Source organism: Corallococcus sp. AS-1-6 (assembly GCF_020037015.1).
Taxonomy (GTDB): domain Bacteria; phylum Myxococcota; class Myxococcia; order Myxococcales; family Myxococcaceae; genus Corallococcus.
The window spans coordinates 26,408-50,500 of sequence record NZ_JAIQDE010000024.1; the positions used below are offsets into that span (position 1 = coordinate 26,408).

Sequence of the window (24,093 nt, forward strand, 5' to 3'; positions counted from 1 at the left end):
GGATGGCACAGCCCAACGTTCCCATTCCGGATCCCGCCGGCGCGTCCACCGCCACGCTCCTCCAGCCCTACGGGCAGTACGTCCTCGTGCGCAAGCTGGCCGAGGGCGGCATGGCGGAGATCTTCCTCGCCAAGCTGCTGGGCGCGGACGGCTTCGAGCGCAACGTGGTGCTCAAGCGGATGCTGCCGACGCTGTCGGCCATCCCGGACTTCGTGGAGATGTTCCGCGACGAGGCGCGGCTGGCGGCGAAGCTGTCGCATCCGCACATCGTGCAGATCCACGAGCTGGGCTTCACGGAGGGCTGCTACTACATCTGCATGGAGTACCTCGCGGGCGAGGACTTCTCCACGACGCTGCGGCTCGCGGGCCGGCGCCGGCAGTACGTGCCGCTGCCGATGGTGCTGCGGGTGCTCATCGACGCGGCGCGGGGCCTGCACTTCGCGCATGCCTTCACGAACGAGCAGGGCCAGCCGCTGAACGTGGTGCACCGGGACGTGTCGCCGTCCAACCTGTACGTGACGTACCAGGGCCAGGTGAAGGTGCTGGACTTCGGCATCGCCAAGGCCGAGTCGCGGCTGGTGCAGACGCGCACGGGCGTGGTGAAGGGCAAGTACATCTACATGGCGCCGGAGCAGGCGCAGGGGAAGGAGGTCGACCCGCGCGCGGACGTCTTCTCCCTGGGCGTCAGCCTCTACGAGGCCGTCACGCACGTGCGGCCCTTCTCCCGCGAGAACGACCTGGCGGTGCTCAACGCGCTGCTCCAGGGCGAGTTCGAGAAGCCGCGCGCGCTGAGGGCGGACCTGCCGCAGGGCCTGGAGGACATCATCCTCAAGGCCATGGCCTTCAAGCCGGAGGACCGGTACGCGACGGCGGAGGACTTCGCGGTCGCGCTGGAGGCCTTCGCCTCGGACTTCCAGGGCGGGGCCGCGAGCGCCCCGGCGCTGGGCACGTTCCTGCGCAACCACTTTGGCGAGGAGCGCGTCGCGGAGAAGACGCGCATCCCCACGATGGCCACGCTCACCGCGGCGCGTCCGGCGGACCCCGAGCTCGCGGCGATTGCCTCCGCTGTCTCCGGCGCTGGGACGAACACGTACGGGCAGCAGGTGTCCCGTCCGAGCGGCACGGGCGTGAGGGCGCTGACCGCGCAGAACCGGGCGGCCCCCGCGCAGGCGCAAGCTCCCGAGCCGGAGGTCCTGCCGAGCGCGCCCGTGGCGAAGCCCGCGTCCCGGCGCTGGCTCCTGGGCGTGGTGGGCGGCCTGGGGCTGGTGGCCGCGGGCGTGGCGTTCGTCGTCGCGCGGCCCGGTGGCACCGCGGCGAACGTGACGCCTCCGCCTCCGGTGCAGCAGGCCGTCGCGCCCGTGGCCCACAGCGGGACTCCGGCGGGCACGCAGGCTCCCCCGGTCGCGGCGCAGGGGGCTCCGGCCCCGGGGCCTGAAGGGACCCCGCCTGGCGACGTTCAGGGCACCGTGCGGGACGACCCGCCGGGCGGCGACGCGGTGGCGGCGTCCGTGACGGATTCGCCCCCCGTGGACGACGGGGCGGAGGACACGTCCCCCCGCAGGGTGACGAAGCGGCCGGCGGCGAAGGAGCCGGTGTCGCTGGGCATCGACGACATCCAGCGCGTGGTGTCCGGCGGCCGCTCGAAGATCACCGGCTGCTTCGAGCGCTACAAGTCCGACCTGCCGGCGGCCTCGGGCGAGGTGCAGGTGGAGCTCACCATCGTGTCATCCGGCAAGGTGCGCGCGGGCACGCGCGGGCCGCTGGCGTCCACGGCGGTGGGCCGCTGCCTGGAGACGCAGGCCCAGAGCCTGCGCTTCCCGGTGCACCGCGACCAGGAGGTCACGGTGTTGATGCCGTTCTCGTGGAAGGTGACGCAGTAGCCCGCGCCGTCACAGGTCGCGGCGGGCGGACAGCGCCTTGGCGAGCGTGGCTTGGTCCGCGAACTCCAGGTCGCCGCCCATGGGCAGGCCCTGCGCGATGCGCGTCACCCGCAGGCCCATCGGCTTGAGCAGGCGCGTGAGGTAGAGCGCGGTGGCCTCGCCCTCGATGTCCGGGTTGGTGGCGAGGATGATCTCCTCCACCCGGCTGTCGTTGAGGCGGTGCAGCAGCTCCTTGATGCGCAACTGCTCCGGGCCCACGCCTTCCAGCGGGGACAGCACGCCGTGCAGCACGTGGTAGCGGCCCTTGAACTCGCGGGTGCGCTCCAGCGCCATCAGGTCGGAGTAGGTCTCCACGACGCACAGGGCGCGCTCGTCGCGGCGGTTGTCGCGACAGAAGCCGCACAGCTCCGAGTCGGTGAGGGAGAAACAGCGCACGCACAGGTGCACCTTCTCCTTCACCTCGCGGATGGCCTGCGAGAGGTCGACGGCGAACTCGCCCGGCGCCCGCAGGATGTGGAACGCGAGGCGCTGGGCGGTCTTCTCACCAATGCCCGGCAGCTTCGCGAGCTGGGCGACCAGGCGATTCAGCGGATCGGGGGTCATCCGTCTTTAATTAATGCCGGGGATCTTCACGCCGCCGGAGATCTTCGCCAGCTCCGCGTTCATGTGCTGACGGCTGCTCGCCAGGGCAGTGTTCACGGCGGCGGTGATGAGGTCCTCGAGCATCCCCGGGTCGTTGGGGTCGATGGCGCTCTTGTCGATCTTGATGCTGCGGATCTCCTGCACGCAGTTGGCGACGACCGTCACGCGGCCCTCGCCGGACGTCGCCTCGACGGTCTCTTCCGCCAACTGCTTCTTCCGCTCCTCGATCTTCTCGGTGAGCTTGTTCGCCTGCCGGATGAAGTAGTTCAGGTCGATGCCGGGCATGTGCTTCCTCGGTCCCCGGTCGTGGGAGCGCGGGGCCGCCATGGCGCCGCTCGGAGCAGGGACGTTGGCGCGCACCCTAGCGGGGCCGGGAGGCGTTGTCAGTCGTCAGGAGCGGCGGGGATGTCCGGGAGGTTGGCCGGTGGCCGCTCGGGCTCGTAGACCTGGATGTGTTCGATTTCGCCGCCCAGCATCTTGAGAATGGCCCGCACGGACGCGTGGGAGCGCACCTTGCCCTCGGTGGTCTTCTCGTGGGTGTTTCGGGTCTGGGTGTCCACCTCGGAGAGGCTCAAGCCCATGCCGCCCGGGAGGACGTCCTGGATCTGAGGCACGTCCGTGATGGTGAGCTTCACGGCGCGGCCGAAGTGTGACGCGAGCGCCGCGTCCACGGTGGCCTTGCCCCCGGGCGACACCACGGCGGCCTTGTGGAAGGCGGCGGAGGGCGGGAAGCCCAGGATGATTTCGCCCGCCTTCATTGACTGGAGGCGGCCATTGGCGAGCGCCGTGCCGTGGCGCACGGACGTGGACTTGACGGTCTCCACGGCGGCGCGCCAGCGCTCGGGCAGGGAGCGGTTGGGATTGTCGCGGCTGGTGGCGACGGGCGCCATCGCGGGCGGCGGCTCGGGCTCCGGCGGCTCCGGTTCGGGGGCGGCGGGCTCCGCGACGGGGATGCACTCGCCGGAGGCACAGCCTTCCGCGGAGCCCTCTTCCGGGAACATGCGCTCGTCCACGTCCTCGTCGCCGTGGGGCGGAGGCTCGGGCGGGGCCACGGGCTCCGGCTTGCGCATGTTGGTGATGCGCACGGTGGGCGTGGCGGGTTCGGGCGCGCGCGCCGCGGGCGGGGGAACGGGAGCAGGGGGCTGGGCGCCGCCGTTGCGGAGGAAGGAGAGGGGACGGGCCGCGGACGGAGGCAGGTCGTCCATGACGACGCCCGGGGCCGGAGGGGCCTCCATCGCGGGGGCCGCGCCGCCGCCATTGCGCAGGAAGGACAGCGGGCGCGAGGCGGACGGAGACAGGTCGTCCATCACCACCGGCGCGGGAGTCACGGCGGCGGGCGTGGGAACGGGGCCGCTGGCGCCGCCCCCATTGCGAAGGAAGGAGAGGGGACGGGCCGCCGAGGGGGACAGGCCCTCCATCAGCGCGGCCGGAGGCGTCCGGGTGGCCACTGCGGACGCACCGGCCGGCTCACCGCGAGAGGGAAGCGCAGGCGCTTCGCCCGGAGCTCCGTGTGCGGCGGTGGCCCCCGCGTGCGGGGATGCGCCGCGAGCCTCGAAGGGCTGCGGCGTCGGTCCCGTGCGCGTGGACGCGTCCTGCGCTCCGAAGGGACGGGGACTCGCCCCCGCATGGGCCGAGGGGCCCGGTGCCTCGCGGGAGTGCCCGTTGGACGCCGGGGGCATCGGAGCACGCGCGTCGTCGAAGGGCCTGACGGTGGCCCCCGCGTGAGTGGACGGCCTCTGCGAGTCCTGCGCGCGCGGCGCTGCCCCCGCGTGCGCGGACGGGCCTTGCGCTTCGAACGGACGCGACGAGACCTCCGTGTGCGCGGATGCCCCCTGTGCATCGAACGGACGCGGCATGGCGCCCGTCTGCGCGGGAGTGTTCGGACCTTCGACGGGACGCGCTGCTGCTACGGGCGCCGGCGCGCGGACTTCGGCCTGGACGTCAGACGCGAAAGTTCGCGGGACCGGAGCGACCTCCTGGCGCTCCGGTCGTGTTCTTCGCGCCTTCCGCGCCAAGGCCCGCCGACAGCCGCTCCACGCGGGCCAGCAGGTCGGGAATCGAACCGGCCGGGGACAACTGGATGGCCTTGAGCAGCGCCATCTCCAGCGCCAGCCGGGGCTGCGCCGCTCGCGACACGTCCCAGATGCAGCCGTGCACGATGTCGAACAGCCGCGACAACTGCGCCGTGTCCGATTCCTTCGCCAGCGCCAGGAGCGCCTTCTGCTCGGACTCCGCCAGCTCCGCGGGCGCCTCTCCCAGCGACTTCGTCACGAAGAGGTGCCGCAACTGCAGCGCCAGCTCCTCCGCCAGCCGCTTCAGGTCCAGGCCCCGGTTGAACACCTCGTCCACCCGGCCCAGCACGCGCTTCGCGTCCTTGCGGACCAGCGCCTCCGCGAAGTCCTGCACCACCGTGCGGTCGATGGCGCCCATCGCCTCCGCGACGGCCTCGTCCGTGGGGTTGGGACCGCACGACGCCAGGATCTGATCCAACAGGCTCAGCGCGTCGCGCATGCCGCCTTCGGACTGGCGCACCACCAGCGACAGCGACTGCTCGGAGATGCCCGCGCCCTCCGCCTGGCAGATCTCCTTCAACCGCTGGAGCATCCGCGCCGCGGAGATGCGCCGGAAGTTGTGGCGCTGGCAGCGCGACAGGATGGTGTCCGGCAGCTTGTGCGCCTCCGTCGTCGCGAAGATGAACTTCACGTGACCGGGCGGCTCCTCCAGCGTCTTCAGCAGCGCGTTGAACGCCGCGCCAGAGAGCATGTGGACTTCATCGATGATGTAGATCTTGTGGCGGTCGCGCTGTGGCAGGTACTTCGCGTTCTCGCGAATCTCGCGCACGTTCTCGACGCCGTTGTTGGACGCACCGTCGATCTCCGCCACGTCCACGCTGGTGCCGGCGGTGATTTCGGTGCACGCCCGGCAGGTGCCGCACGGGGTCGCCGTGGGGCCCTGCTCGCAGTTGAGCGCCTTGGCGAGCAGGCGGGCGGCCGTCGTCTTGCCCACCCCTCGAGGACCGCAGAACAGGTACGCGTGCGCGACCCGGTCCATCTTGATGGCGTTCCCGATGGTCCGGACCACGTGCTCCTGGCCGGTCATGTCATCGAACTTCTGCGGGCGCCATTTGCGGGCGAGGACGAGGTAGCTCATGGGGACAACCATCTAAACACGGCGGGCAAAAGGATCCATGGAACGTCCATTCCGCCCGCCGTGAGACGCACTCCGTGTCAGCGTCCGAGCGCCTGTAGCACCACGTTGGCCGCGTTGTGCCCGGCCGCGCCGATGACGCTTCCGGCGGGGTGGCAGCCCGCGCTGCAGAAGTAGAGCCCCTGCACCGGCGTCTCATAGGGCAGCCGGTCGGTGAACCCGCGCTTGTTGTCCACATGATGGATGTGGCCGCGGGTGATGCCGAAGTGGGACTCAATCTTCGGCGGCGTGAGCGCGAAGTACTCCTGCACCAGGTCGCTGGTCCCGGGCGCGAAGCGGTCGCAGATGGACAACAGGTGCTTCACGTAGCGCGCCTCCTCCTTCTCCCAGGTGGTGCCCTCCAGCTTCTCCGGCACCCACTCCACGAAGAGGGCGGAGTTGTGGTGCCCTTCTGCGTCCTTCAGGGTCGGGTCCACCGTGGTGTGCACGTACCATTCGATGGAGGGGAACTCCGCCAGCCGGCCCGCCTTCGCCTCCTTGTAGCCGTGCGCCAGCGCCCCCAGCACGTCGTCCCCCTGGGGCAGCAGGTGGATGGTGGGCCCGAACTGGCCCCGGTCCTCCGGCAGGCAGGTGAAGGTGGGCAGCGACTTGAGGCACAGGTTCACCTTCAGCGTGGTGCCCGGCGCGGACAGCCCGTCCACCATGCTCCGGTAGTCCTGGTTCAGCGCCTTCGAGTCCACCAGCTTCAGCGTGCGGAACGGGTCCGCGTTGGAGACCACGACCTTCGCGGACAGCTCCTCGCCGTTCTCCAGCACCACGCCCTTCACCACGCCGCTGTCCACGCGCACCGACGCCACCTTCGCGTTCGTGCGCAACTGGGCGCCGTGCTTGCGCGCAAGCTGCGCGATGCGCTGGGTGACGGTGCCCATGCCGCCTTCGACGATCATCCACGTGCCGCCGCTGCCGGGCAGCCGGCAGAGGTTGTGCACCAGCAGGTTCATCCCCGTGCCCGGCGTGTCATAGCCGCCGTCCAGGCCGGAGAACGCATCGGTGACGGCGTACATCGCCTTCACGAAGTCGGACTTGTAGCCGAAGCGCTCCAGGTACTCGCGCGCCGTGCCCCGGCACAGCCGGATGAAGTGCTGGCGCAGGGCAGGGCGCACGTAGCGCTCCGCCGTCTCCTCCAGCGACAGGGGCGGCAAAAGCCACGCGGGCGCCAGGTCCTCGCGCAGCGCCGCCAACTCCTCGTTCATGGCGACGTGGGCGTTCCAGTCCGCCTCGGAGAAGAACTCGCGGAACTGCCGCTCCAGCTCCCGCTCATCCGAGCCGAAGAGCAGGTAGCGCTTGTCCATCGTGGGCAGGAAGTAGTGCGGGTCGCGGCGCTTGAGGGGCAGCTCCAACTGGAGCTCCTGGAGCAGCTCCGGCGGCATCAGCCCCAGGAGGTACGCGCCCGTGGAGACGCCCAGCTTCGGGGCGGTGCGGAACGGGTACTCCGTCTTGCACGCGCCGCCCACCTGGTCCTTCTCCTCCAGCACGGTGACCGACAGGCCCCGGCGCGCGAGCATCGCCGCCGCGACAAGTCCGTTGTGGCCCGCGCCCACCACGATGACGTCTGGCATGGTCTTCCTCCTTGGGGAAAAGGCCGTTCCTAGTCGAGCCCTGGCCTCCCCGACAAACACCGTGCGTCTTGCGCTGGACGTCAGGGCCGGAAAGAGTCGCGCCCGCCCCGTGAACGCCCCTCCCTCCGACGCGCCCCCGGCCCCCGTCCCTCCCCAGGCTCCGTTGGAAGTCCCAGGCTCCGTCCGGACGGGGCTGCCCGGAGCCTTCCGCGTGCTGGGGCTCCTCGCGGTGGCGCTGGTGCCGTGCGTCCTCGCGGTGAGCGAGCTGGGGCGCATCCACCCGGACGAGGTGTTCCAGGCGCTGGAGCCCGCGTACTGGCGCGTGCACGGCTACGGCGTGCTGGCCTGGGAGTGGCGCGAGGGCCTGCGCAACTGGGCCGTCCCCGGCGTGCTGGCCGCGTTCCTCAAGGTGGCGCAAGGGTTCGGCGTCACCGACCCGCGCGTCTACCGGGGCGTGGTGGCGCTGCCGCAGTTCGCCCTGCACGCCTGGAGTCTGTGGGCCGTGTACCGCTTCGCGGAGCGCCGGGCGGGCCCGTGGGGTGGGGCGCTCGCGGTGCTGCTCGTGGGGCTGAGCGCGCCGGTGCTCCTCTTCGCCGGACGCACCCTGTCGGAGTCCTTCTCCGCGTCCCTCCTCCTGGTGGCCATGGAGGCCCTGGACCGGCCGGACACCGGCGCGGACGCGCGCGTGCGCCGGGCGGGGCTCCTGGGCGGCATGGCCCTGGGGCTCGCCGTGGTGACGCGCTACCCGTCCGCCCTCTTCGTGGTGGCCGCGCTCCTGTGGCTGGCCGCCGCCCGGAGGTGGCGCCTGCTCGGCTTCACCTGCGTGGGAGGCGCGGCGGTGGCGGCGGGCCTGGGCCTGCTCGACCAGGCCACCTGGGGCGCGCCGTTCCACTCGTTCCGGGCCTACGTGGACTACAACCTGCTCTCCGGGAAGGCCGCCGCCGCGTTCGGCGCCTCATCGCCGGACTTCTACTGGGGGCCGCTGCTCCAGGCCGTCCCCCTCTGGGCCTGGGCCGCCGTGCCCTTGTCGCTGGCCCCCCTGGTGCGCTTTCGCGCGCTGTCCCTGCCGCTCACCTGCGCGGCCGTCTACACCGCCGTCCTCCTGGCCACGCCGCACAAGGAGGAGCGCTTCCTCTACCCGGGGCTGGTGGTGGCGCTGCTCGCGGCGGCGTCCCAGGTGGCGGCGTCCATCACCGCGCTCTCCCGGCCGGGCCCGAGGAACGGGGCGGCGGTGCTCGCGCTGGCCCTGGGCTTCGTGCACGGCCGCGGCTTTCCCTCCAGCGACCTGCGCGCGGACCAGTTCCGCGCCATCGTCCGGGCCACGCGGGGGGACGCGACGGGGCTGCTCATCGTCAACGAGGGGCTGTGGGGCTCCGGGGGCTTCTTCTACATCGGCAAGAACATCCCCTGGCGCACCTGCGACTGGCCCCGGGACGCGGCCTTCCAGGCCTCCATCCGCGACCGCGCCTTCAACCGCGCCGTCACCTTCGAGGGCCGGGCCCTGCCGGAGCTCCAGGCGGCCGGCTTCCACGTCGTCCGCGAGGTGGGGCGCGAAACCATCCTCGTCCGGGACTGAAACAGGGCAGCGGACGGGCAGGGGAGGGCAAGCCCGCAAAGCCAAAGCGCCGGCATCCCCGGAGGGATGTCGGCGCTTCAGGTGAGACAGAACGGCCGGGACACACGCGGAAGTACGCTACCGTTGCTTCCTTCCGGACCTGGCGGGGTTCGCGCCCCCACGTTGTCCCGACCACAAAATCCGTGCTGCTGCTTCGAAAATAACAACGGAGAGGGTGGGATTCGAACCCACGATACCCTTTCAGATATACACGCGTTCCAGGCGTGCGCCTTCAACCGCTCGGCCACCTCTCCAGAGACTTTGGAGCGGAGAGCGTAGGATTCGAACCTACGGTACCGTTGCCGGTACGCCTGATTTCGAGTCAGGTGCCTTCGACCACTCGGCCAGCTCTCCAGAATATTCAGTTTTCGCGTCGCTTCGCGCGCAGGCGCTCGAAGAACGTCTTGAGAAGCTGGCGACTCTCTTCCGCCAGGATGCCGCTTGTGACCTGAAGCCGGTGGTTGTGCCGGGGCTCTTCCACCAGGTTGTACAGCGAGCCGACCGCACCCGCTTTCGGGTCCATTGTACCAAAGACGAGTCGGGTGACACGAGACTGCACCAGCGCACCGGCGCACATGGCACACGGTTCCAGCGTCACGTAGAGGGTCACCCCGGAGAGCCGCCACGCATCGCGTGCTTTCGCGGCGGCGGCGAGGGCAATCATTTCGGCGTGGGCGAAGGGGTTCCGGTCGCATTCGCGGCGGTTGAAACCCGTGCCAACGACGTTGCCGTCGAGCACCGCCACCGCACCAACCGGTACTTCCCCGAGTGAAGCCGCTTCCCGCGCGAGCTCTAAAGCCTGCTGCATGAAAGCGATGTCGTCACTCATGAGACGTGCGCGCCAAAGAAGAAGTGCGCTCCCTGGAGGATTCGAACCTCCGGCCTTCGGATTCGTAGTCCGACGCTCTATCCAGCTGAGCTAAGGGAGCATTTCTTCCGGCTGCTGCTTTACATCAAGTGGCGGAGAGAGAGGGATTCGAACCCTCGATACCCTTTCGAGTATGCAGGTTTAGCAAACCTGTGCCTTCAGCCTCTCGGCCATCTCTCCAACTCTTCTCTGTCAAAGAACCACGAAACTCAAGCTCAAAATCGGAGGCGGTAGGATTCGAACCTACGGAAGGCTTTCACCTTCTGCGGTTTTCAAGACCGCTGCCTTCAACCGCTCGGCCACGCCTCCACAGCAGGTGCCGCTCGGTTCCCGGCGGGCCAACCGCGCCCGTGGGGCCGCCCTTCTACATCATTTCTTCCGCGTGGCAAGCGAGATGTTGGCCCCTTTTTTACGTCCGGGGCCCCATCGGCCTGACTACAGGGGGCGCAGCTCCTTCAGCCCGCCCATGTACGGCACCAACGCCTCCGGGATGGCGACGCTTCCGTCCTCCCGCTGGTAGTTCTCCAGGATGGCGATGCTCGTGCGCCCCACGGCCAGCCCGCTGCCGTTGAGGGTGTGCACCATCTGGGGCTTGTCCCCCTTCTGGGGGCGGAAGCGGATCTTCGCGCGGCGGGCCTGGAAGTCGCCGCAGTCCGAGCAGGACGAAATCTCCCGGTACGCGCCCTGGCCGGGCAGCCAGACCTCGATGTCGTAGGTCTTGCGCGCGCCGAAGCCCATGTCCCCGGTGCACAGGAGCATCACGCGGTGGTGCAGCCCCAGCCGGCGGAGGATGTCGCACGCGTCGTCCGTCATGGCCTCCAGCTCCTCCAGGCTCCTGTCCGGCTGGGAGAACTTCACGAGCTCCACCTTGTGGAACTGGTGCTGGCGGATGAGGCCGCGCGTGTCGCGCCCCGCGGCGCCGGCCTCCGCGCGGAAGCAGGGGCTGAAGGCGCAGTAGCGGATGGGGAGCTGCTCGCCCTCCAGGATTTCGTCCGCGTGGTAGTTCGTCACGGGGACTTCCGCGGTGGGGATGAGGAAGCGCTCGGGGTCGCCGGACGTCTTGAAGGCGTCGTCCTCGAACTTGGGCAACTGGCCGGTGCCCATCATCGTCTCGCGCAGCACCAGGTAGGGCGGGAGCAGCTCCGTGTAGCCCTTGGAGGTGTGCACGTCGATCATGAACGTGACGAGCGCGCGCTCCAGCCGCGCCAGGGCGCCCTTGTAGAAGGTGAAGCGGCTGCCGGACACCTTCGCGGCGCGCTCGAAGTCGAGCATGCCCAGCGACTCGCCCAGCTCGAAGTGCTGCTTGGGCGTGAAGAGGAGGTGGGGCTTCTCACCCCAGCTCTTCACCTGGACGTTCTCGTCCGCGCTGGCGCCCACCGGGACGGACTCGTGGGGCACGTTGGGGATGACCAGGAGGATGCGGTTGAGCTCCTCCTCCACTTCCTTGAGGCGGGCCTCCTTCTCCTTGATCTCCTGGGAGACGCCGCGCAGGTCGCCGCGCAGCTTCTCCATCGCGGCCGGGTCCTCCTTGGCCTTGCGCTTCATCTCCTCGTTGGCGGCGTTGCGGCGCGCGGCCAGCGCCTCCATGGAGACATAGAGGTCGCGACGCTCCGTGAAGAGCGTCTGGAAGGGGCCGAGGTCCAGGCTGCCGCCCCGAGTCTTGAGTCGGGCGACGACCGCATCGAAGTTCTGCGCAACGTTCCGGAGGTCCAGCATAGGGGCTCGCCTTGTAGTCATCCCGGGCGTGGGCCGGCAAGGCTCACCACGCGCCGGGTGCTCAGGGCCTGACGCCCGGAGGGGTGGGGCTAGTGTTCGAGGTCGTAGATTTCGTCCTCGATGTCCTTCTTGTCCGCCGCGTCCGGCTTCTTCACCAGGTACTCCTTGAAGGCCGTGATGGCGTCCTTGCGCTTGTTGCGCTCCTTGTAGGCGAAGCCCAGGTAGTAGAAGGACTGGGCGTTGTCCGGCTCGGCGGTGGTGGCCTTCTTGTACCAGTCGATGGCCTTGGCGTACTGGGCCTGCTCCGTGAAGGCGCGAGCGACCTTGTAGTAGACGTACGTGAGCTTCGGATCCGCCTTGAGCGCCGCCTGGTAGCGGCGGACGGCGTCGTCCCAGCGGGCGGCGTTGAAGAGCACGTCGCCCATGGCGCCCAGCACCCGCGTGCGCTGCGGATCCGCCTTGAGCGCCGCCTCGAAGGATGCGATGGCCTCGTCGAACTCGCCCCGCTCCAGGTGCGCGTGGCCCAGGGCCTCGTGCGCGTCCGCGTAGTTGGGCTCCATCTCCACGGCGGCCTTCCACTGCTCGATGGCGTCCGGCAGCCGCTTCGCGTCGCGCAGGATGACGCCGTAGGCGTACTTGTAGTCCGGGCGCTTGGGCGCGCGGTCCACGGCGGTCTTCATGCTGTCGAGCGCCTGGGTGTACTCGGAGCGCTTCGCGCGCACGAGGCCCAGGTAGTAGAGCGCCTCGTGGTTGGACGGCTCGTTGCGCAGCGCGAGGCCCAGGTTGCTCTCCGCGCCGGCCAGGTCGCCCTTCTCCAGGAGCACCGCGCCCAGGGTGATGGGCGTGGTGGTGGAGCGGGGGTCCTCCGCCTTGGCCTTCTCCAGCTCCGCGGCGGCCTCGTCCAGCCGGTGCAGCCGCCAGAGGACCAGGCCGCGCTGCAGCCGGCCGTCCTTCAAGAGGTGCGGATCCAGCTCCAGGGCGCGGTTGGCCTCCGTCTCCGCGCGGGTGGCGTCGCCGTTGAGCAGGGCCACGCGCGACAGGCCCAGGTGGGCGTCCGCCAGGTTGGGGTCCAACTGCACGGCGCGGTCGAACTCCTGCTGCGCGAGCAGGCTGTTGTTCTCCGCGAGCGCCAGCTCTCCCAGGCCCGCGTGCACGCCCGCGTGCTCCGGCGCCTGCTTCGCGGCGGCCTCCAGCAGGGCGCGCGCGTCCGCGTTGCGGTGCTGCCGCAGGTACAGGCGGCCCAGGTACAGGCCTGCGTCCACCAGCTTCGCGTCCGCGGCGGTGGCGCGCTTGAAGTGGCCTTCCGCCTCCGTGGGCTTGTCGAGCGCGTCCTCGATGCGGCCGTAGAGGTACGCGATGCGCGCCTCGTTGGGGAAGCTCTTGCTGGCGGCCTCCACGGCGGTGAGCGCGTCCTGCATCTTGCCCGTCATCACCAGCGCGGTGATGTGGCCGTCCACGTACTCCAGGTTGTCGCTGTCCTCCTTCGCGAGCGAGGCGTAGAGCGGCAGCGCGCCGTCGTAGTCGCGCTGCGAGCGCAGCACCTGGGCGAGCTGGGCCTTGATGAAGTCGGAGTCCGGGTTGTCCTTGAGGGCGGCCTTCAGCTCCGTCTCCGCCTCCTTGGGCTTGAACTGCTGGTAGAGGGCCACGCCCTTGAGGCCGCGGGCGCGGGCGCGCTCGGCGGGCCCCAGCGCGTCCTGGAGCTTCAGGGCGCTGTCCACGGCCTGGGCGCCCTGCTCGATGTTCGACTTGCGCACCAGCAGCTCCACCGCGGCCAGCTCCACCGCGGAGGCGGCGTGCTGCGGATCCGCGGCGAGCGCCTCGGCGTAGGCCTTGGCGGCCTCGTCGGCCTTGCCCTGCGCCTGGTACAGGTTGCCCAGCGCGTGGTGGGCCTTGGCGGACTTCGCGTCCTTCTCCAGCACCTTGGTCAGCGTGGCGACGGCGTTGGGGATGTCCTTCTGCTGCGCGTAGGACTCCGCCAGCAGGAAGGCGAGCTCCAGGTCGCCCTGGTTGTCCTCGCGGACGGCGGCGTCCCGCAGGCGGGCCTGGGCCTCCGCGCCCTTGCGCTGGGTGAGCGCGATGCCGGCGGCGGTCTTGATGACCTCCACGTTCTTGTCACCCAGCAGCTCGATGGCCTCCATCTGCCTTTCGCACGTGGTCAGGTCGGAGCGCTCTCCGTCCGCGTAGCGGCGCTGCAGGTAGGCGACGGACTGGCACCAGAGGGCGCGGACCTCCGGGTACTCCTTCTTGGCCAGCACCTTGGCGCTCTTGGCGCGAGCCTCCTTGTAGCTGGCGTAGGTGTCCGCGAGCAGCCCCTTGCGCGCGTCCTCGACGAGCTTCGCCTCGGCGGAGCCGGAGGACACGCGGGCCGGGAAGAACTTGTTGCGGCCGAAGGCGCCGTAGCGGCTGGCCTCGAAGCTGGCGCCGGTGCCCAGCACGAGCACCGCCACGCCCGCGGCGATGAGGACGGGCAGGCGCTTCTTCCACCTGGCCTCGGAGGCGCTGCGGTCCACGACGGACACCGCGGCCATGCGGCCTTCGTAGAGCTGGCGCAGCCGATCCATGCTGGCCTGGGGGTTGGCGGGATCCGCGGCGCCCGCCGTCTCCGGGGTGGGCGCGCCCGGGGTGGGCGCGAGCGGCACGGCCTTGGCCGGACCCTCCATCAGCCGCTGGATGGCGGCGGCGAAGACGGGCACGGTGCCGATGGCGGACCACGCCTCCGAGTCCGGCGACACGTCCTCGTTGCCCAGGAGCTGGCCGTCCTCGAGCATCTTGACGATGACGCCCTCCTCGAACGGGCCGAACATCTTCCCGGAGCGGCGGCGCACGTGGAAGCGCTTCACCTGCACGCGGCCACCGGCGTCCTTGCCGGCGCTGTCGTCGATGAAGCTGAGCATCTCCAGGCCGTCCGCGGGGCCCGCGGCGGGCGGGGGCGGCAGCGGCGCGGAGAGGTCCGCTTCCAGGTCATCCATGGGCGCGGCGGTGGGGTCGAACTCCAGCGCGTCCGGCAGGCCCGTGGCCGCGGAGGACGGGACGGGGGAGGGGTCGCCGAAGTCCACATCGCCGAAGTCCGTGGCGGGGTTGATGCGAGCGGGCGGCGGCGGCGCGGCCGGGGCGGGGTCGCCGAAGTCCAACTGGAAGTTCGGAGCGGGCGCCGCGGCCGGGGGCGACGTGAAGTCCACGGCGAACGGATCATCCGTGGGCACGGGGGACTGGCCGTACGCGGGGGGCGGCGGCTCCGCGAAGTCGAAGGACACCGGGGCGGGGGCGGCGGGCGAGGGCAGGTCCGAGAAGTCCATCGCCTGGGGTGCGGCGGGCGAGGGCAGGTCGGAGAAGTCCAGGCCGGGCGAGGGCGGCAGGGCGAAGGGGTCGTCGCTCGCGGAGGGCAGCCCGCCCAGGTCGTAGGCCGGGGCACCGGCGGCGGGCGGCGGGGGCAGGGCGAACGGGTCGGCGTCCGGGGGCGGGGCCGCGTAGTCGGAGGGCGGGGGGAGGCCGAACGGATCCGCCTCCGGTTCCGCGGGGGGCGGGGCCAGGGCGAACGGATCCGCCTGGGGCTCCGGCTCGCCGTAGCCGTAGGTCTGCGGGTGGGGACGCGACGCCGCGGCGGGGCCGTGGGCGTTGCTCGGGTCGTTGATGTCGAAGGTGAACGCGTCCTCGGGCGCCGGCTGCGCGGGGACGGGCAGGGTGCCGTCGTCCGCGAAGTCGAAGTCGGGCGTGCCGAAGTCGGCCTCGGCGGGCGGGGCGGCGGCGGCGACGGGCTCCTCGGAGAAGTCGAAGTCGCGGGCGGTGCCGGCGGGCTCGTTCGTGCCGTAGGCGGCGGGCTCGCGGAAGGCAGCGTTGGGGACGGGGATGGAGACGACGCGGGTGACGTCCTCGCGGGGCTCGGAGAAGTCGCTGGTGTCGACCGAGGAGAACTCGCCGCTGCTCACCTCCGCGAAGTCGTCCTCCGCGGGGGCCGGCGGCGCGGCGTCCATGTCGAAGTTGAACGAGTCATCCGGATGGGCGACCGGCGCGCCGGGGCCCGCGTCCAGCGAGATGGCCCGGGGCGCGGCCACGCCCGGCGAGGCGTAGGCCTCGGGCGGGACCTCGTCGTCGAAGGAGAACGGATCCTCGGGGACGGGCGGAGCGGCGTTGCCCGGCAGCGGGATGGCGGCGGCGCGCGGGGCGGCGGTGCCCGGCAGCGGGATGGCGGGGCCCGTGCCCATGGGGATGGCGGAGGACTGGGGCGCGGCGCTCCCGGGCAGCGGGATGGCGGCGGCGCGCGGGGCGGCGGTGCCCGGCAGTGGGATGGCGGGGCCCGCGCCCATGGGGATGGCGGCGGACTGGGGCGCGGCGGTGCCCGGCAGAGGGATGGCGGAGGACTGCGGAGCCGCGGCGCGCGGGGCGGCGGTGCCCGGCAGCGGGATGGCGGGACCCGCGCCCATGGGGATGGCGGCGGACTGGGGCGCGGCGGTGCCCGGCAGCGGGATGGCGGCGGACTGGGGCGTGGCGCTGCCGGGGAGCGGAATCGCGGCCGACTGCGGAGCCGGAGCGGCGGCGCGCGGGGCGGCCGTGCCCGGCAGCGGGATGGCGGCGGACTGGGGCGCGGCGCTGCCCGGCAGCGGAATGGCGGCCGACTGGGGGGCGGCGCTGCCCGGGAGCGGGATGGCGGCGGACTGGGGCGCCGAGGCGCGGGGCGAGGCGGCACCCGGCAGGGGAATCGCGGAGGACTGAGGCGCGGCGGTGCCCGGGAGCGGAATGGCGGCGGACTGGGGCGCGGCGCTGCCCGGCAGCGGGATGGCTGCGGACTGAGGCGCGGCCGTGCCCGGCAAGGGAATCGCGGCCGATTGGGGGGCGGCGGAGCCCGGCAGGGGAATCGCGGCGGACTGCGGCGCGGCGGTGCCCGGGAGCGGGATGGCGGCCGACTGCGGCGCGGCGGTGCCCGGCAGGGGAATCGCGGCCGACTGGGGCGCGGCGGTGCCCGGGAGCGGGATGGCGGCGGACTGGGGCGCGGCCTCGGGAGCTTCGGCGCCCGCGCTATCGGCCTTGATGGGGAACGTGGTCTGGCACCGGGCGCACTTCAGCTTCGCGCCGCCGGGCGGGATCCGCCTGTCATCGATGTTGTAATTCGTCTGGCACGACGGGCAGGAGACTTTCATTGTTTTCCTTCGACGAGACCGGCTGGCGCGCGCACGCGCAGCAATGACGGGGGCGTGCGATGGTCCGCGCGGCGCGTGCAGGCTAGCAGAGCCGTTTCAAGCCCGGAAAGAACGCGTCCCCGGCGCGTACCGTTGTCACCCGGCCGGGCAGGAGGGCGGGCGCCCGCCAACACCAAGGGTGTGCATCCCTTTTCCAGGCCCCCTCCCAGGGTGGTAGACCCGGCGGAGCATGGATCCCATCGTCATCCTCGGGGCGGGCCTGGCGGGCCTCTCCACCGCGCACTTCCTCAAGCGCCCCTGGCGCCTCATCGAGAAGTCCGACCGGGTCGGCGGCCTCATCAAGACCGAGGTCATCGACGGGTGTTACTTCGACCCCACCGGCCACTGGCTCCACCTGCGCGACCCGGAGATCCAGCAACTGGTCAATACGCTCTGGCTCCCGGACCAGTTGGTGCGCATCCAGCGCCGCGCCGCCATCTTCTCTCGGGACACCTTCACCCGCTTCCCCTACCAGGTGAACACCCACGGGCTGCCGCCGGAGGTCGTCGCGGAGAACCTGGTCGGCTACGTGGAGGCCATCTACGGGGAGAAGGGCCGCGCCCTGCGCGAGCGCGACCCCGTGAACTTCGAGGAGTTCATCCTCCGCTACATGGGTGAAGGCTTCGCGAAGAACTTCATGCTGCCCTACAACCAGAAGCTCTGGACCGTGCACCCGCGCGAGATGTCCGCCGCCTGGGTCGGCCGGTTCGTGCCGCGCCCCACCCTCAAGGAGGTCGTGGACGGGGCGCTCGGCGCGGGCAGTGATCAACTGGGCTACAACGCGTCCTTCCTCTACCCGCGCGAGGGCGGCATCGAGAGCCTGGCGCGCGCGATGAAACAGCACCTGACGGGCGGCGAGCTGAGCGTGCGCACCGAGCCCGTCTCCATCGACTGGAAGGCGAAGCAGGTGGCGCTGTCGGACGGGCGGACCCTGCCGTACTCGGGGCTGGTGTCCTCCATCGCGCTGCCGGCGCTGGTGGAGCTGCTCGGGAAGGGCGCCTCCGGCGTGCCGGACGAGGTGCGGGCCGCGGCGAAGCGCCTGCGCGCCTTCATCGTCACGTACGTGTGCGTGGGCGCCCGGGGGGTGAACCGCCAGCCGTGGCATTGGATCTACCTGCCGGAGCCGGAGTTCCACTCGTACCGCATCGGGGCGCCGTCGGCGGTGTACGCGCCCCTGGCCCCGCCGGACACGGCCAGCTTCTCCGTGGAGTTCAGCCACCACGGAGAGCTGTCCGTGGCGGACGCGGAGCGGTACGCGGTGGAGGACCTGGTGCGCTCACGGATGATCCATTCAGCGGACGACATCCTCTTCGCCCGGGGGCGCGAGATCCCGAACGCGTACGTCCTCTACGACGACGCCTACGGCCCCGCGATGGCGGAGGTGAAGCGCTTCCTGGAGCACGCCGGCATCCTCATGGCCGGGCGCTACGGAAAGTGGGAGTACGCCTCCATGGAGGACGCCATCCTGGACGGGCGGGCTTGCGCCCGGACGCTGAACGGCTGACGCACGGAGTCGTCTCCTGTCGACGGTGGTCCGGGGGCGTGCTACGCCCCAACGCCTTCCCTTCGCATCTCCGGACCCATGGCCCTGCACCTCTCCGTCGTCATCCCCGTCTACAACGAGGAGTCCATCATCGCCCAGGCAGCCGAAGAGCTGCGCCAGGGGCTGGATGCTCGCGGGCTCGACTACGAAATCATCTTCGCGGAGAACGGCTCGCGCGACGCGACGCCCCGGCTCCTGGAGGGGCTCTGCGCGAAGAACCCGCGCCTGCGCTGGTTCCACTCGGAGACGCCCAATTACGGCGTGGCGCTCAAGGCCGGCATCCTGAAGGCGCGGGGCACCTACGTGGTCTGCGATGAAATCGACCTCTGCGACCTGACCTTCTACGACGCGGCGCTGCCCCGGCTGGAGCGCGGCGAGGCGGACATGGTCGTGGGCTCCAAGGCGGCCAAGGGCGCGAGCGACCAGCGCCCCCTCATCCGCCGCGCGGCCACGCGGGTGCACAACAAGCTCTTGCGCGTGGCGCTGGGCTTCCAGGGCACGGACACGCACGGCCTCAAGGCGTTCCGCCGCGAAGCGCTGCTGCCCGTCATCCAGAAGTGCGTGGTGGACATGGACGTGTTCGCCAGCGAGTTCGTCATCCGCGCGTGGCGCGAGGGGCTGAACGTCATGGAGATCCCCATCCAGCTCCATGAGAAGCGCCAGCCGTCCATCCACCTGTTCAAGCGCGTGCCCAACGTGCTCAAGAACGTGGGCAAGCTGTTCTACGTCATCCGCGTCCGCGGGACCTGAGCGGAAGGGGTGCCCCATGACGGCAGCGCGCCTGGCGTCCATCTCCGTCGACCTGGATTCGCTGCCGCACTACTGCCGGATCCACGGGCTGCCCGAGTCATTGCTCGACGAGCGCGCGAGGACGCTCATCCACCGCGTGGCGGTGCCGCGCTTCCAGGAGCTGTTCGCGGCGGTGGGCGTGCCCGGGACGTTCTTCGTCATCGGCGAGGACCTGGAGGCGGACCCCGGCGCCGCGGAGGGCATGCGGCGCGCCCACGCGGCCGGCGTGGAGGTGGCGAGCCACAGCCACGCCCATGACTACGCGCTCACCCGGCGCGGGCCGGACGCCATTTCAGCGGACCTGGCGCGCGCGGACGCGGCCATCCTGAAGGCCGTGGGCGTGCGTCCTTCCGGATTCCGCGCCCCGGGCTACACGCTGAACGCGGACCTGTACGCGGCCACCGTGGCGCAGGGCTACCGGTACGGTTCGTCCGCGTTCCCGGCGGCCCCGTACTACGCGGCGAAGGCGGCGGTGATGGGGGCGCTCGCGGCGCTGGGGCGGCCGTCACGCTCCGTGCTGGACACCCCGCGCGTGCTGCTGGCGCCGCGCGTGCCATACCGGCCGGACCCCGCGCAGCCCTACCGTCGCGGCTCGGGGGCGGTGCTGGAGCTGCCCATGACGGTGACGCCGGTGGTGCGCTTCCCGTTCATCGGCACGTTCGCCACGACGCTGCCTCGCGGCACGATGCGCGCCGCGTACCGCGCGTGCCGGGCGGATGCCTTCTTCAACTTCGAGCTCCATGGCGTCGACGTGCTGGACGCCACGGACGGCATCCCGCCGGAGCTCGCGCGGCAGCAGCGCGACCTGCGCGTGAGCGCCGCGAAGAAGCTGGAGCGGCTGCGCGACATCTTCCAGTGGCTCAAGGACGACTTCGACGTCGTCACCCTGCGCGACGCCGCGGGGCGGCTCTCCGCGACGCTCTGACTCAGCGCGCGGCCTTCAGGGCCTTCCAGTCCGCCTCGGCCTGATCCGCGTAGGCCCGCGCGAAGGCGACCAGCCGCTTCGTGGCCTCCTTCGTGTCTCCACCCACCCAGTCCTCCAGGCGCCGCGCCCGGGCCTGCGTGTTGCCGTGGGCGCGGGCCAGCACGACGCCCGCCTGCTCGAAGGTGGAGCGCAGGGACTTCTTCTTCCCGAGCACGGCGTCGTCCAGCTTGTTCTTCTCCGGCTCCACCTCGCGCACGAGGAACGCCCGGCCGCCCATGTCCACCGCGCCCGTGAGCGGGTTCACGGCGCCGCCCAGCTCCTCCTGTGCCTTCACCACGTCCGCGCCGCTGGCGGGCACCGGGGGCGACGCCACGCCGGACGCGAGCAGCTCCTTCAGCTCCAGCAGCACGGGGGGCGCCTTCGGATCCGCCGCGCCCAGGAGCACGTAGTCGCGCTCCAGGCCGTAGCTGCTGCCCCCCGCGTCCAGCCGCGCCGCCAGGTCCAGCACCTTCAGGGGGACCGCCACGCCCTCCGTGCCGTCCAGGGTCTTCGCGTAGGACGCCAGCGCCGTCCGCACCGCCGCCTTCTTCCGCGCGTCCAGCGGCTGGAGCGTGTCCGTCGTGAGGAAGCGCGGGCCCTTCGCGCCGTCGAGCTTCACGTACCTGGACAGCAGGTCCCTGGCGGACGTGTCGCGCGCCTTGCCGATGAGGTCCTTCACCGGCCCGGAGGACTCCTTCTTGTCCAGGAACGCCCCCGGGTTCGCGTCGCCGTCCGCCAGCAGCTCCAGCGTCTCGAAGTAGCTCTTCGCCAGCGCCTCCACCGCCTGGACCTGCTCGCGGGTGGGCAGGCCCGCCTCGCGCGCGGTGAGGACCGCGCTGGTGGCCAGACGCGTGAGGTCCGCCTCCGGCGACGCGGTGCCCGTCTGGTCGAAGTCGTTGAGCCCCCACACCGCCTTGCCGTCCGGCCCCCGGAACGTGCCCAGGTTGCCCACGTGCGCGTCGCCCACCACCCGGATGTCCGGCGCGGGCCGGTCCGTCAGCCGGGCCTGCCGCGCGTACGGGCCCCGCAGGTCCGCGTGGAACAGGGCGGGCATGGCGCGGAACAGGGCGGAGGGGCTCTGGCGCATCTGCGCCAGCTTCTCCTTCAGGCGCGCGGGCGGCAGGTCCAGCCGCGCGTTGAAGTCGCGCACGAAGGACACGGCCTGGGACGGCTGCCGCTCCAGCCCGGATGCCCGTGGGGGCGCGAGCGTGTTCCCCGCCACGCTGTTGCCCGTCCGTGACGGGGGGGCCTGGGGCTGGAAGTCGCTGACGCCGGAGGCCAGCCGCCCCGCGGCGGCCCCGGAGGTGGCGAGCGTCAGCACCGTGGCGGCGACGGTGGAGCCGGACGTCCGGGAGGGGGAGGCGGGCTTGGAGGGGATGCGCATGGGGGACCTTCCGGCGGATTATCGTCAGAAGGGCATCGCGGGTTGTGGGCCCACTCCCGGTGTGCATGCCGGGGTGCTAAGGAGCCAGCCCATGCTGGAGCGTTTCAGCGACAAGGTGAAGAAGGGCCTGCGCGGCTGGACCGAGCGCATGGCCGGCGAGCAGCAGTCCGACCAACTCCAGGCCCTGGCCCGGACGGAGAACGAGTACGGGGTGGACCCGTTCGGGTTCAACCTGGACTACAGCCTGGCCGCCATCGCCCCGTTCATGTGGCTCTACCGCCACTACTTCCGCGTGGAGGCCTACGGCGCGGACCGCATCCCGGCGGGGCGGGTGCTGCTGGTGTCCAACCACTCCGGCCAGCTCCCCCTGGACGGCGCGATGATTGGCATCGCCCTGATGGTGGAGGGCAACCCGCCGCGCGCCATCCGCAGCATGGTGGAGAAGTGGGTGCCGTCCCTGCCGTACGTCTCCACGTTCATGGCGCGCGTGGGCCAGATTGTCGGCACGCCGGAGAACTGCCGGCGGCTGCTGGAGGCGGAGGAGGCCATCCTGGTGTTCCCGGAGGGCACGCGCGGGCTCAACAAGCTGTGGCCCCAGCGCTACCAGCTCCAGGAGTTCGGCCTGGGCTTCATGCGCCTGGCGCTGGAGACGAACACGCCCATCGTGCCCATCGCCGTGGTGGGCGCGGAGGAGCAGGCGCCCGCGCTGATGAACCTGAAGCCGGTGGCGAAGCTGCTCGGCTTCCCGTCCTTCCCCATCACCCCCACGGGCACGCCCTTCCCGCTGCCCACGAAGTACCGCATCTACTTCGGCGACGCGCTCCACTTCACCGGCCGCGCGGACGACGAGGACAGCGAACTGGACAAGAAGGTGCGCACCGTGAAGGCCTCCATCCAGGCGATGCTCCACCAGGGTCTCAAGGAACGCCGGGGCGTGTTCTGGTGAGCCCCGCGAACGAGGAGAAGGACGGCGCGGTGGACAAGCGCCCGGCCGTCGTCGTCACCGGCATCAGCGGCAACCTGGGCCGCACGCTGGCGAAGCTGCTGCACAAGCGCGAGCGCATCATCGGCATCGACCGGCGCCCCTTCATCGGGAAGCCGAAGGACGTCGAGATGCACCAGTTGGACCTGCGCAAGAAGAAGGCGGAGGACGTCTTCCGCAAGAACGAGGTCCGCGCCGTCATCCACATGGGCATCATGCATGACCCGCGCATGAGCGAGGAGGAGCACCACTCGTTCAACGTCGTGGGGACCACGCGCCTGTTGGAGTACTGCGCGAAGTACGGCGTGAAGAAGGTGGTGGTGCTGTCCTCGGCGAACGTCTACGGCCCCAGCCCGGACAACTCCAACTTCCTCACGGAGGACGCGCCGCTGATGGCCGCCAGCCGCTTCTCCGGCGTGCGCGACCTCATCGAAGTGGACATGCTGGCGCACAGCTTCTTCTGGAAGCACCCCGACATCGAGACGGTCATCCTGCGGCCCGTCCACATCGTCGGGCCCACCATCAAGAACGCGCCGTCCAACTACCTGCGGCTGCGCCACCCGTGGACCATGGCCGGCTTCGACCCCATGGTGCAGCTCATCCACGTGGAGGACGTCGCCCGCGCCATGGTGGAGGCCCTGCGCCCGGAGCCCAAGGGCGTCTACAACGTCGTGGGCCCCGGCCAGGTGCCCCTGTCCGCCGTCCTGCGCGAGCTGGGCCACACCGCGATCCCCGTGCCACACCCCGTGGCCCGGCCCCTGTTGGGCCTGATGTTCCGCTACCGGCTGGCCAACTTCCCGCCGCCGGAGCTGGACCACATCCAGTTCCTCTGCGCCGTGGACGGCAACCGCTGGGTCCAGGACGTGGGCTGGAAGGCCCGGCACTCCATGCGCGACACCATCCGCTCCGTCGTCGGGGAGTAGCGGCTTTCCGTGGGGCCCCGCGCCGGTTCCCTGACAGTCATGTCAGGGGGGACGTGGCGGAGTGGCAGGGAGGGCCTGACAACACTGTCAGGCATGGGACGGTGGCGACGGGGAGTGAGGGCCGCCAAGTGCCTGAATTCCCGTGGGGAGCGGGGGTGGGGCAGGGGGGCTCGGCGGTTGGCACTCGCATTGCTCTAGAGACCAGGCAACACGGCGGGGTCGCAGCGGGCCGGAAGTACCGCGCGACCTCGTCACCCTGGTAGGGGGTTCCATGGGGGAACCCTCGACGCCCATCGTCTCGGCCGGCCCCGAGACGGTGGGCGACTTTTTTGCGGGCTACGGGGACGGCGGCGCCGCCTGGGGCTCCAGCTCTCCGTCGAAGGGCCCGGACTGCTGCTTCTCCAGCAGCCAGACGCCGTCCCGGAAGATGAACTCCGAGGTGACGGTGTCGTTCTGCTCGGTGACGGAGGGCAGGCGCATCCACTGGATGCGGCTGTGGACGGTGGCGCTCCGGCCGTCGTCGGCGAGCTTCACGGCCTCGATTTCGTAGTCGGTGACGGTGAGGTCGCGGTCGTCGTGGAGCTCGCGGCGCTTGCGCTCGAAGTCCTGGCGCTCCTCGGGGACGAGGAAGGTGGACAGGGCGCGGTAGTTCCTCCAGCGCAGGTTCTTGTGGAAGCCCTCGACGACGGGGCGGAGCGCTTCCAGGTCCGACTTGGGCGGGGTGTGGGCGCAGGCCCCACCGAGGACCAGGGCGACCATCAGGGCAGACAGGCGTTTCATGGCCGCGACGCTAGCAGCCGCTGGGCGGAACGGACGAGGGCAGTGGTATGGTCCGCGCTCCCCCGCT

General features: G+C 71.2%; 17 protein-coding genes, 5 tRNA genes and 1 other RNA gene. 7 read left to right on the forward strand and 16 right to left on the reverse strand.

Going from position 1 to position 24,093, the window contains the following annotated elements; translation table 11 throughout:
- The first annotated feature begins 2 nt into the window (after positions 1 to 2).
- Positions 3 to 1,880, forward strand: coding sequence for a protein kinase (locus tag K8612_RS27895; protein ID WP_223764517.1), 1,878 nt, complete (start codon positions 3 to 5; stop codon positions 1,878 to 1,880).
- Positions 1,881 to 1,889: 9 nt separating this feature from the next.
- Here K8612_RS27895 and recR read toward each other — a convergent pair whose 3' ends face one another.
- The 5 genes from recR to K8612_RS27920 form a co-directional block, all read right to left on the reverse strand.
- The gene (recR, locus tag K8612_RS27900) at positions 1,890 to 2,483 is read right to left on the reverse strand and encodes a recombination mediator RecR (protein WP_014394798.1); all 594 of its coding nucleotides are present in this window, start codon (positions 2,481 to 2,483) and stop codon (positions 1,890 to 1,892) included.
- A 6-nt stretch (positions 2,484 to 2,489) separates the two neighbouring features.
- On the reverse strand, positions 2,490 to 2,807 hold the full coding sequence (locus K8612_RS27905) for a YbaB/EbfC family nucleoid-associated protein (protein ID WP_223738482.1): 318 nt from the start codon (positions 2,805 to 2,807) through the stop codon (positions 2,490 to 2,492).
- 98 nt (positions 2,808 to 2,905) lie between these two features.
- Positions 2,906 to 3,970, reverse strand: a complete 1,065-nt coding sequence (locus K8612_RS27910) for a DNA polymerase III subunit gamma/tau (protein WP_223764518.1) — start codon at positions 3,968 to 3,970, stop codon at positions 2,906 to 2,908.
- 493 nt (positions 3,971 to 4,463) lie between these two features.
- Positions 4,464 to 5,672 carry a DNA polymerase III subunit gamma/tau gene (dnaX, locus tag K8612_RS27915; protein ID WP_223764519.1) on the reverse strand — a complete coding sequence of 403 codons (1,209 nt, stop codon included), beginning with the start codon at positions 5,670 to 5,672 and terminating at the stop codon, positions 4,464 to 4,466.
- Positions 5,673 to 5,749: 77 nt separating this feature from the next.
- Complete coding sequence (locus tag K8612_RS27920) at positions 5,750 to 7,288, reverse strand: NAD(P)/FAD-dependent oxidoreductase (protein ID WP_223764520.1); 1,539 nt, start codon at positions 7,286 to 7,288, stop codon at positions 5,750 to 5,752.
- A 109-nt stretch (positions 7,289 to 7,397) separates the two neighbouring features.
- On the opposite strand from K8612_RS27920, the gene K8612_RS27925 reads away from it, so the two are divergent.
- Positions 7,398 to 8,864 carry a glycosyltransferase family 39 protein gene (locus K8612_RS27925; RefSeq protein WP_223764521.1) on the forward strand — a complete coding sequence of 489 codons (1,467 nt, stop codon included), beginning with the start codon at positions 7,398 to 7,400 and terminating at the stop codon, positions 8,862 to 8,864.
- 85 nt (positions 8,865 to 8,949) lie between these two features.
- Here the strand turns inward: K8612_RS27925 and ffs are convergent.
- The 9 genes from ffs to K8612_RS27970 form a co-directional block, all read right to left on the reverse strand.
- Positions 8,950 to 9,042, reverse strand: an RNA gene (gene ffs, locus K8612_RS27930) — signal recognition particle sRNA small type.
- A gap of 28 nt (positions 9,043 to 9,070) precedes the next feature.
- Positions 9,071 to 9,157: transfer RNA gene (locus K8612_RS27935), tRNA-Ser, on the reverse strand.
- A gap of 13 nt (positions 9,158 to 9,170) precedes the next feature.
- Positions 9,171 to 9,257 (reverse strand) — tRNA-Ser (locus K8612_RS27940).
- Between the two features lie 7 nt (positions 9,258 to 9,264).
- Positions 9,265 to 9,732, reverse strand: coding sequence for a tRNA adenosine(34) deaminase TadA (tadA, locus tag K8612_RS27945; protein ID WP_223738487.1), 468 nt, complete (start codon positions 9,730 to 9,732; stop codon positions 9,265 to 9,267).
- Between the two features lie 26 nt (positions 9,733 to 9,758).
- Positions 9,759 to 9,832: transfer RNA gene (locus K8612_RS27950), tRNA-Arg, on the reverse strand.
- 29 nt (positions 9,833 to 9,861) lie between these two features.
- Positions 9,862 to 9,951 (reverse strand) — tRNA-Ser (locus K8612_RS27955).
- A 42-nt stretch (positions 9,952 to 9,993) separates the two neighbouring features.
- A tRNA-Ser gene (locus K8612_RS27960) sits at positions 9,994 to 10,080 on the reverse strand.
- Positions 10,081 to 10,206: 126 nt separating this feature from the next.
- The gene (gene serS / locus K8612_RS27965) at positions 10,207 to 11,487 is read right to left on the reverse strand and encodes a serine--tRNA ligase (RefSeq protein ID WP_223738488.1); all 1,281 of its coding nucleotides are present in this window, start codon (positions 11,485 to 11,487) and stop codon (positions 10,207 to 10,209) included.
- A gap of 89 nt (positions 11,488 to 11,576) precedes the next feature.
- Positions 11,577 to 16,622, reverse strand: coding sequence for a tetratricopeptide repeat protein (locus K8612_RS27970; RefSeq protein ID WP_223764522.1), 5,046 nt, complete (start codon positions 16,620 to 16,622; stop codon positions 11,577 to 11,579).
- 229 nt (positions 16,623 to 16,851) lie between these two features.
- On the opposite strand from K8612_RS27970, the gene K8612_RS27975 reads away from it, so the two are divergent.
- The 3 genes from K8612_RS27975 (at position 16,852) to K8612_RS27985 (ending at position 19,918) form a co-directional block, all read left to right on the forward strand.
- A complete protein-coding gene (locus K8612_RS27975) occupies positions 16,852 to 18,165 on the forward strand; it encodes an NAD(P)/FAD-dependent oxidoreductase (RefSeq protein WP_223764523.1) in 1,314 nt (437 codons plus the stop codon).
- 78 nt (positions 18,166 to 18,243) lie between these two features.
- On the forward strand, positions 18,244 to 18,954 hold the full coding sequence (locus K8612_RS27980) for a glycosyltransferase family 2 protein (RefSeq protein WP_223764524.1): 711 nt from the start codon (positions 18,244 to 18,246) through the stop codon (positions 18,952 to 18,954).
- Positions 18,955 to 18,970: 16 nt separating this feature from the next.
- Positions 18,971 to 19,918 carry a polysaccharide deacetylase family protein gene (locus K8612_RS27985; RefSeq protein ID WP_223764525.1) on the forward strand — a complete coding sequence of 316 codons (948 nt, stop codon included), beginning with the start codon at positions 18,971 to 18,973 and terminating at the stop codon, positions 19,916 to 19,918.
- 1 nt (position 19,919) lies between these two features.
- Here the strand turns inward: K8612_RS27985 and K8612_RS27990 are convergent, their stop codons facing one another.
- Positions 19,920 to 21,341, reverse strand: a complete 1,422-nt coding sequence (locus tag K8612_RS27990) for a DUF2252 family protein (RefSeq protein ID WP_306799736.1) — start codon at positions 21,339 to 21,341, stop codon at positions 19,920 to 19,922.
- A gap of 91 nt (positions 21,342 to 21,432) precedes the next feature.
- Between K8612_RS27990 and K8612_RS28000 the strand changes: the two genes are divergently transcribed.
- Entirely contained in the window at positions 21,433 to 22,287 is an 855-nt protein-coding gene (locus K8612_RS28000; RefSeq protein ID WP_120592868.1) for a lysophospholipid acyltransferase family protein, read from the forward strand.
- Positions 22,284 to 23,246, forward strand: coding sequence for an SDR family oxidoreductase (locus tag K8612_RS28005; RefSeq protein ID WP_223738493.1), 963 nt, complete (start codon positions 22,284 to 22,286; stop codon positions 23,244 to 23,246). The genes K8612_RS28000 and K8612_RS28005 overlap by 4 nt, the downstream gene beginning before the upstream one ends.
- A gap of 336 nt (positions 23,247 to 23,582) precedes the next feature.
- On the opposite strand, the gene K8612_RS28010 is transcribed toward K8612_RS28005, so the two are convergent.
- On the reverse strand, positions 23,583 to 24,026 hold the full coding sequence (locus K8612_RS28010) for a hypothetical protein (protein WP_223764526.1): 444 nt from the start codon (positions 24,024 to 24,026) through the stop codon (positions 23,583 to 23,585).
- Positions 24,027 to 24,093: the final 67 nt, after the last annotated feature.

Excerpts from the sequence above, each read along its gene's own strand:
- K8612_RS27895 (WP_223764517.1), top strand. The coding sequence starts at position 3 with ATGGCACAGCCCAACGTTCCCATTCCGGATCCCGCCGGCGCGTCCACC.
- recR (WP_014394798.1), bottom strand. The coding sequence starts at position 2,483 with ATGACCCCCGATCCGCTGAATCGCCTGGTCGCCCAGCTCGCGAAGCTG.
- K8612_RS27905 (WP_223738482.1), bottom strand. The coding sequence starts at position 2,807 with ATGCCCGGCATCGACCTGAACTACTTCATCCGGCAGGCGAACAAGCTC.
- dnaX (WP_223764519.1), bottom strand. The coding sequence starts at position 5,672 with ATGAGCTACCTCGTCCTCGCCCGCAAATGGCGCCCGCAGAAGTTCGAT.
- K8612_RS27920 (WP_223764520.1), bottom strand. The coding sequence starts at position 7,288 with ATGCCAGACGTCATCGTGGTGGGCGCGGGCCACAACGGACTTGTCGCG.
- tadA (WP_223738487.1), bottom strand. The coding sequence starts at position 9,732 with ATGAGTGACGACATCGCTTTCATGCAGCAGGCTTTAGAGCTCGCGCGG.
- serS (WP_223738488.1), bottom strand. The coding sequence starts at position 11,487 with ATGCTGGACCTCCGGAACGTTGCGCAGAACTTCGATGCGGTCGTCGCC.
- K8612_RS27970 (WP_223764522.1), bottom strand. The coding sequence starts at position 16,622 with ATGAAAGTCTCCTGCCCGTCGTGCCAGACGAATTACAACATCGATGAC.
- K8612_RS27975 (WP_223764523.1), top strand. The coding sequence starts at position 16,852 with ATGGATCCCATCGTCATCCTCGGGGCGGGCCTGGCGGGCCTCTCCACC.
- K8612_RS27980 (WP_223764524.1), top strand. The coding sequence starts at position 18,244 with ATGGCCCTGCACCTCTCCGTCGTCATCCCCGTCTACAACGAGGAGTCC.
- K8612_RS27985 (WP_223764525.1), top strand. The coding sequence starts at position 18,971 with ATGACGGCAGCGCGCCTGGCGTCCATCTCCGTCGACCTGGATTCGCTG.
- K8612_RS27990 (WP_306799736.1), bottom strand. The coding sequence starts at position 21,341 with ATGCGCATCCCCTCCAAGCCCGCCTCCCCCTCCCGGACGTCCGGCTCC.
- K8612_RS28000 (WP_120592868.1), top strand. The coding sequence starts at position 21,433 with ATGCTGGAGCGTTTCAGCGACAAGGTGAAGAAGGGCCTGCGCGGCTGG.
- K8612_RS28010 (WP_223764526.1), bottom strand. The coding sequence starts at position 24,026 with ATGAAACGCCTGTCTGCCCTGATGGTCGCCCTGGTCCTCGGTGGGGCC.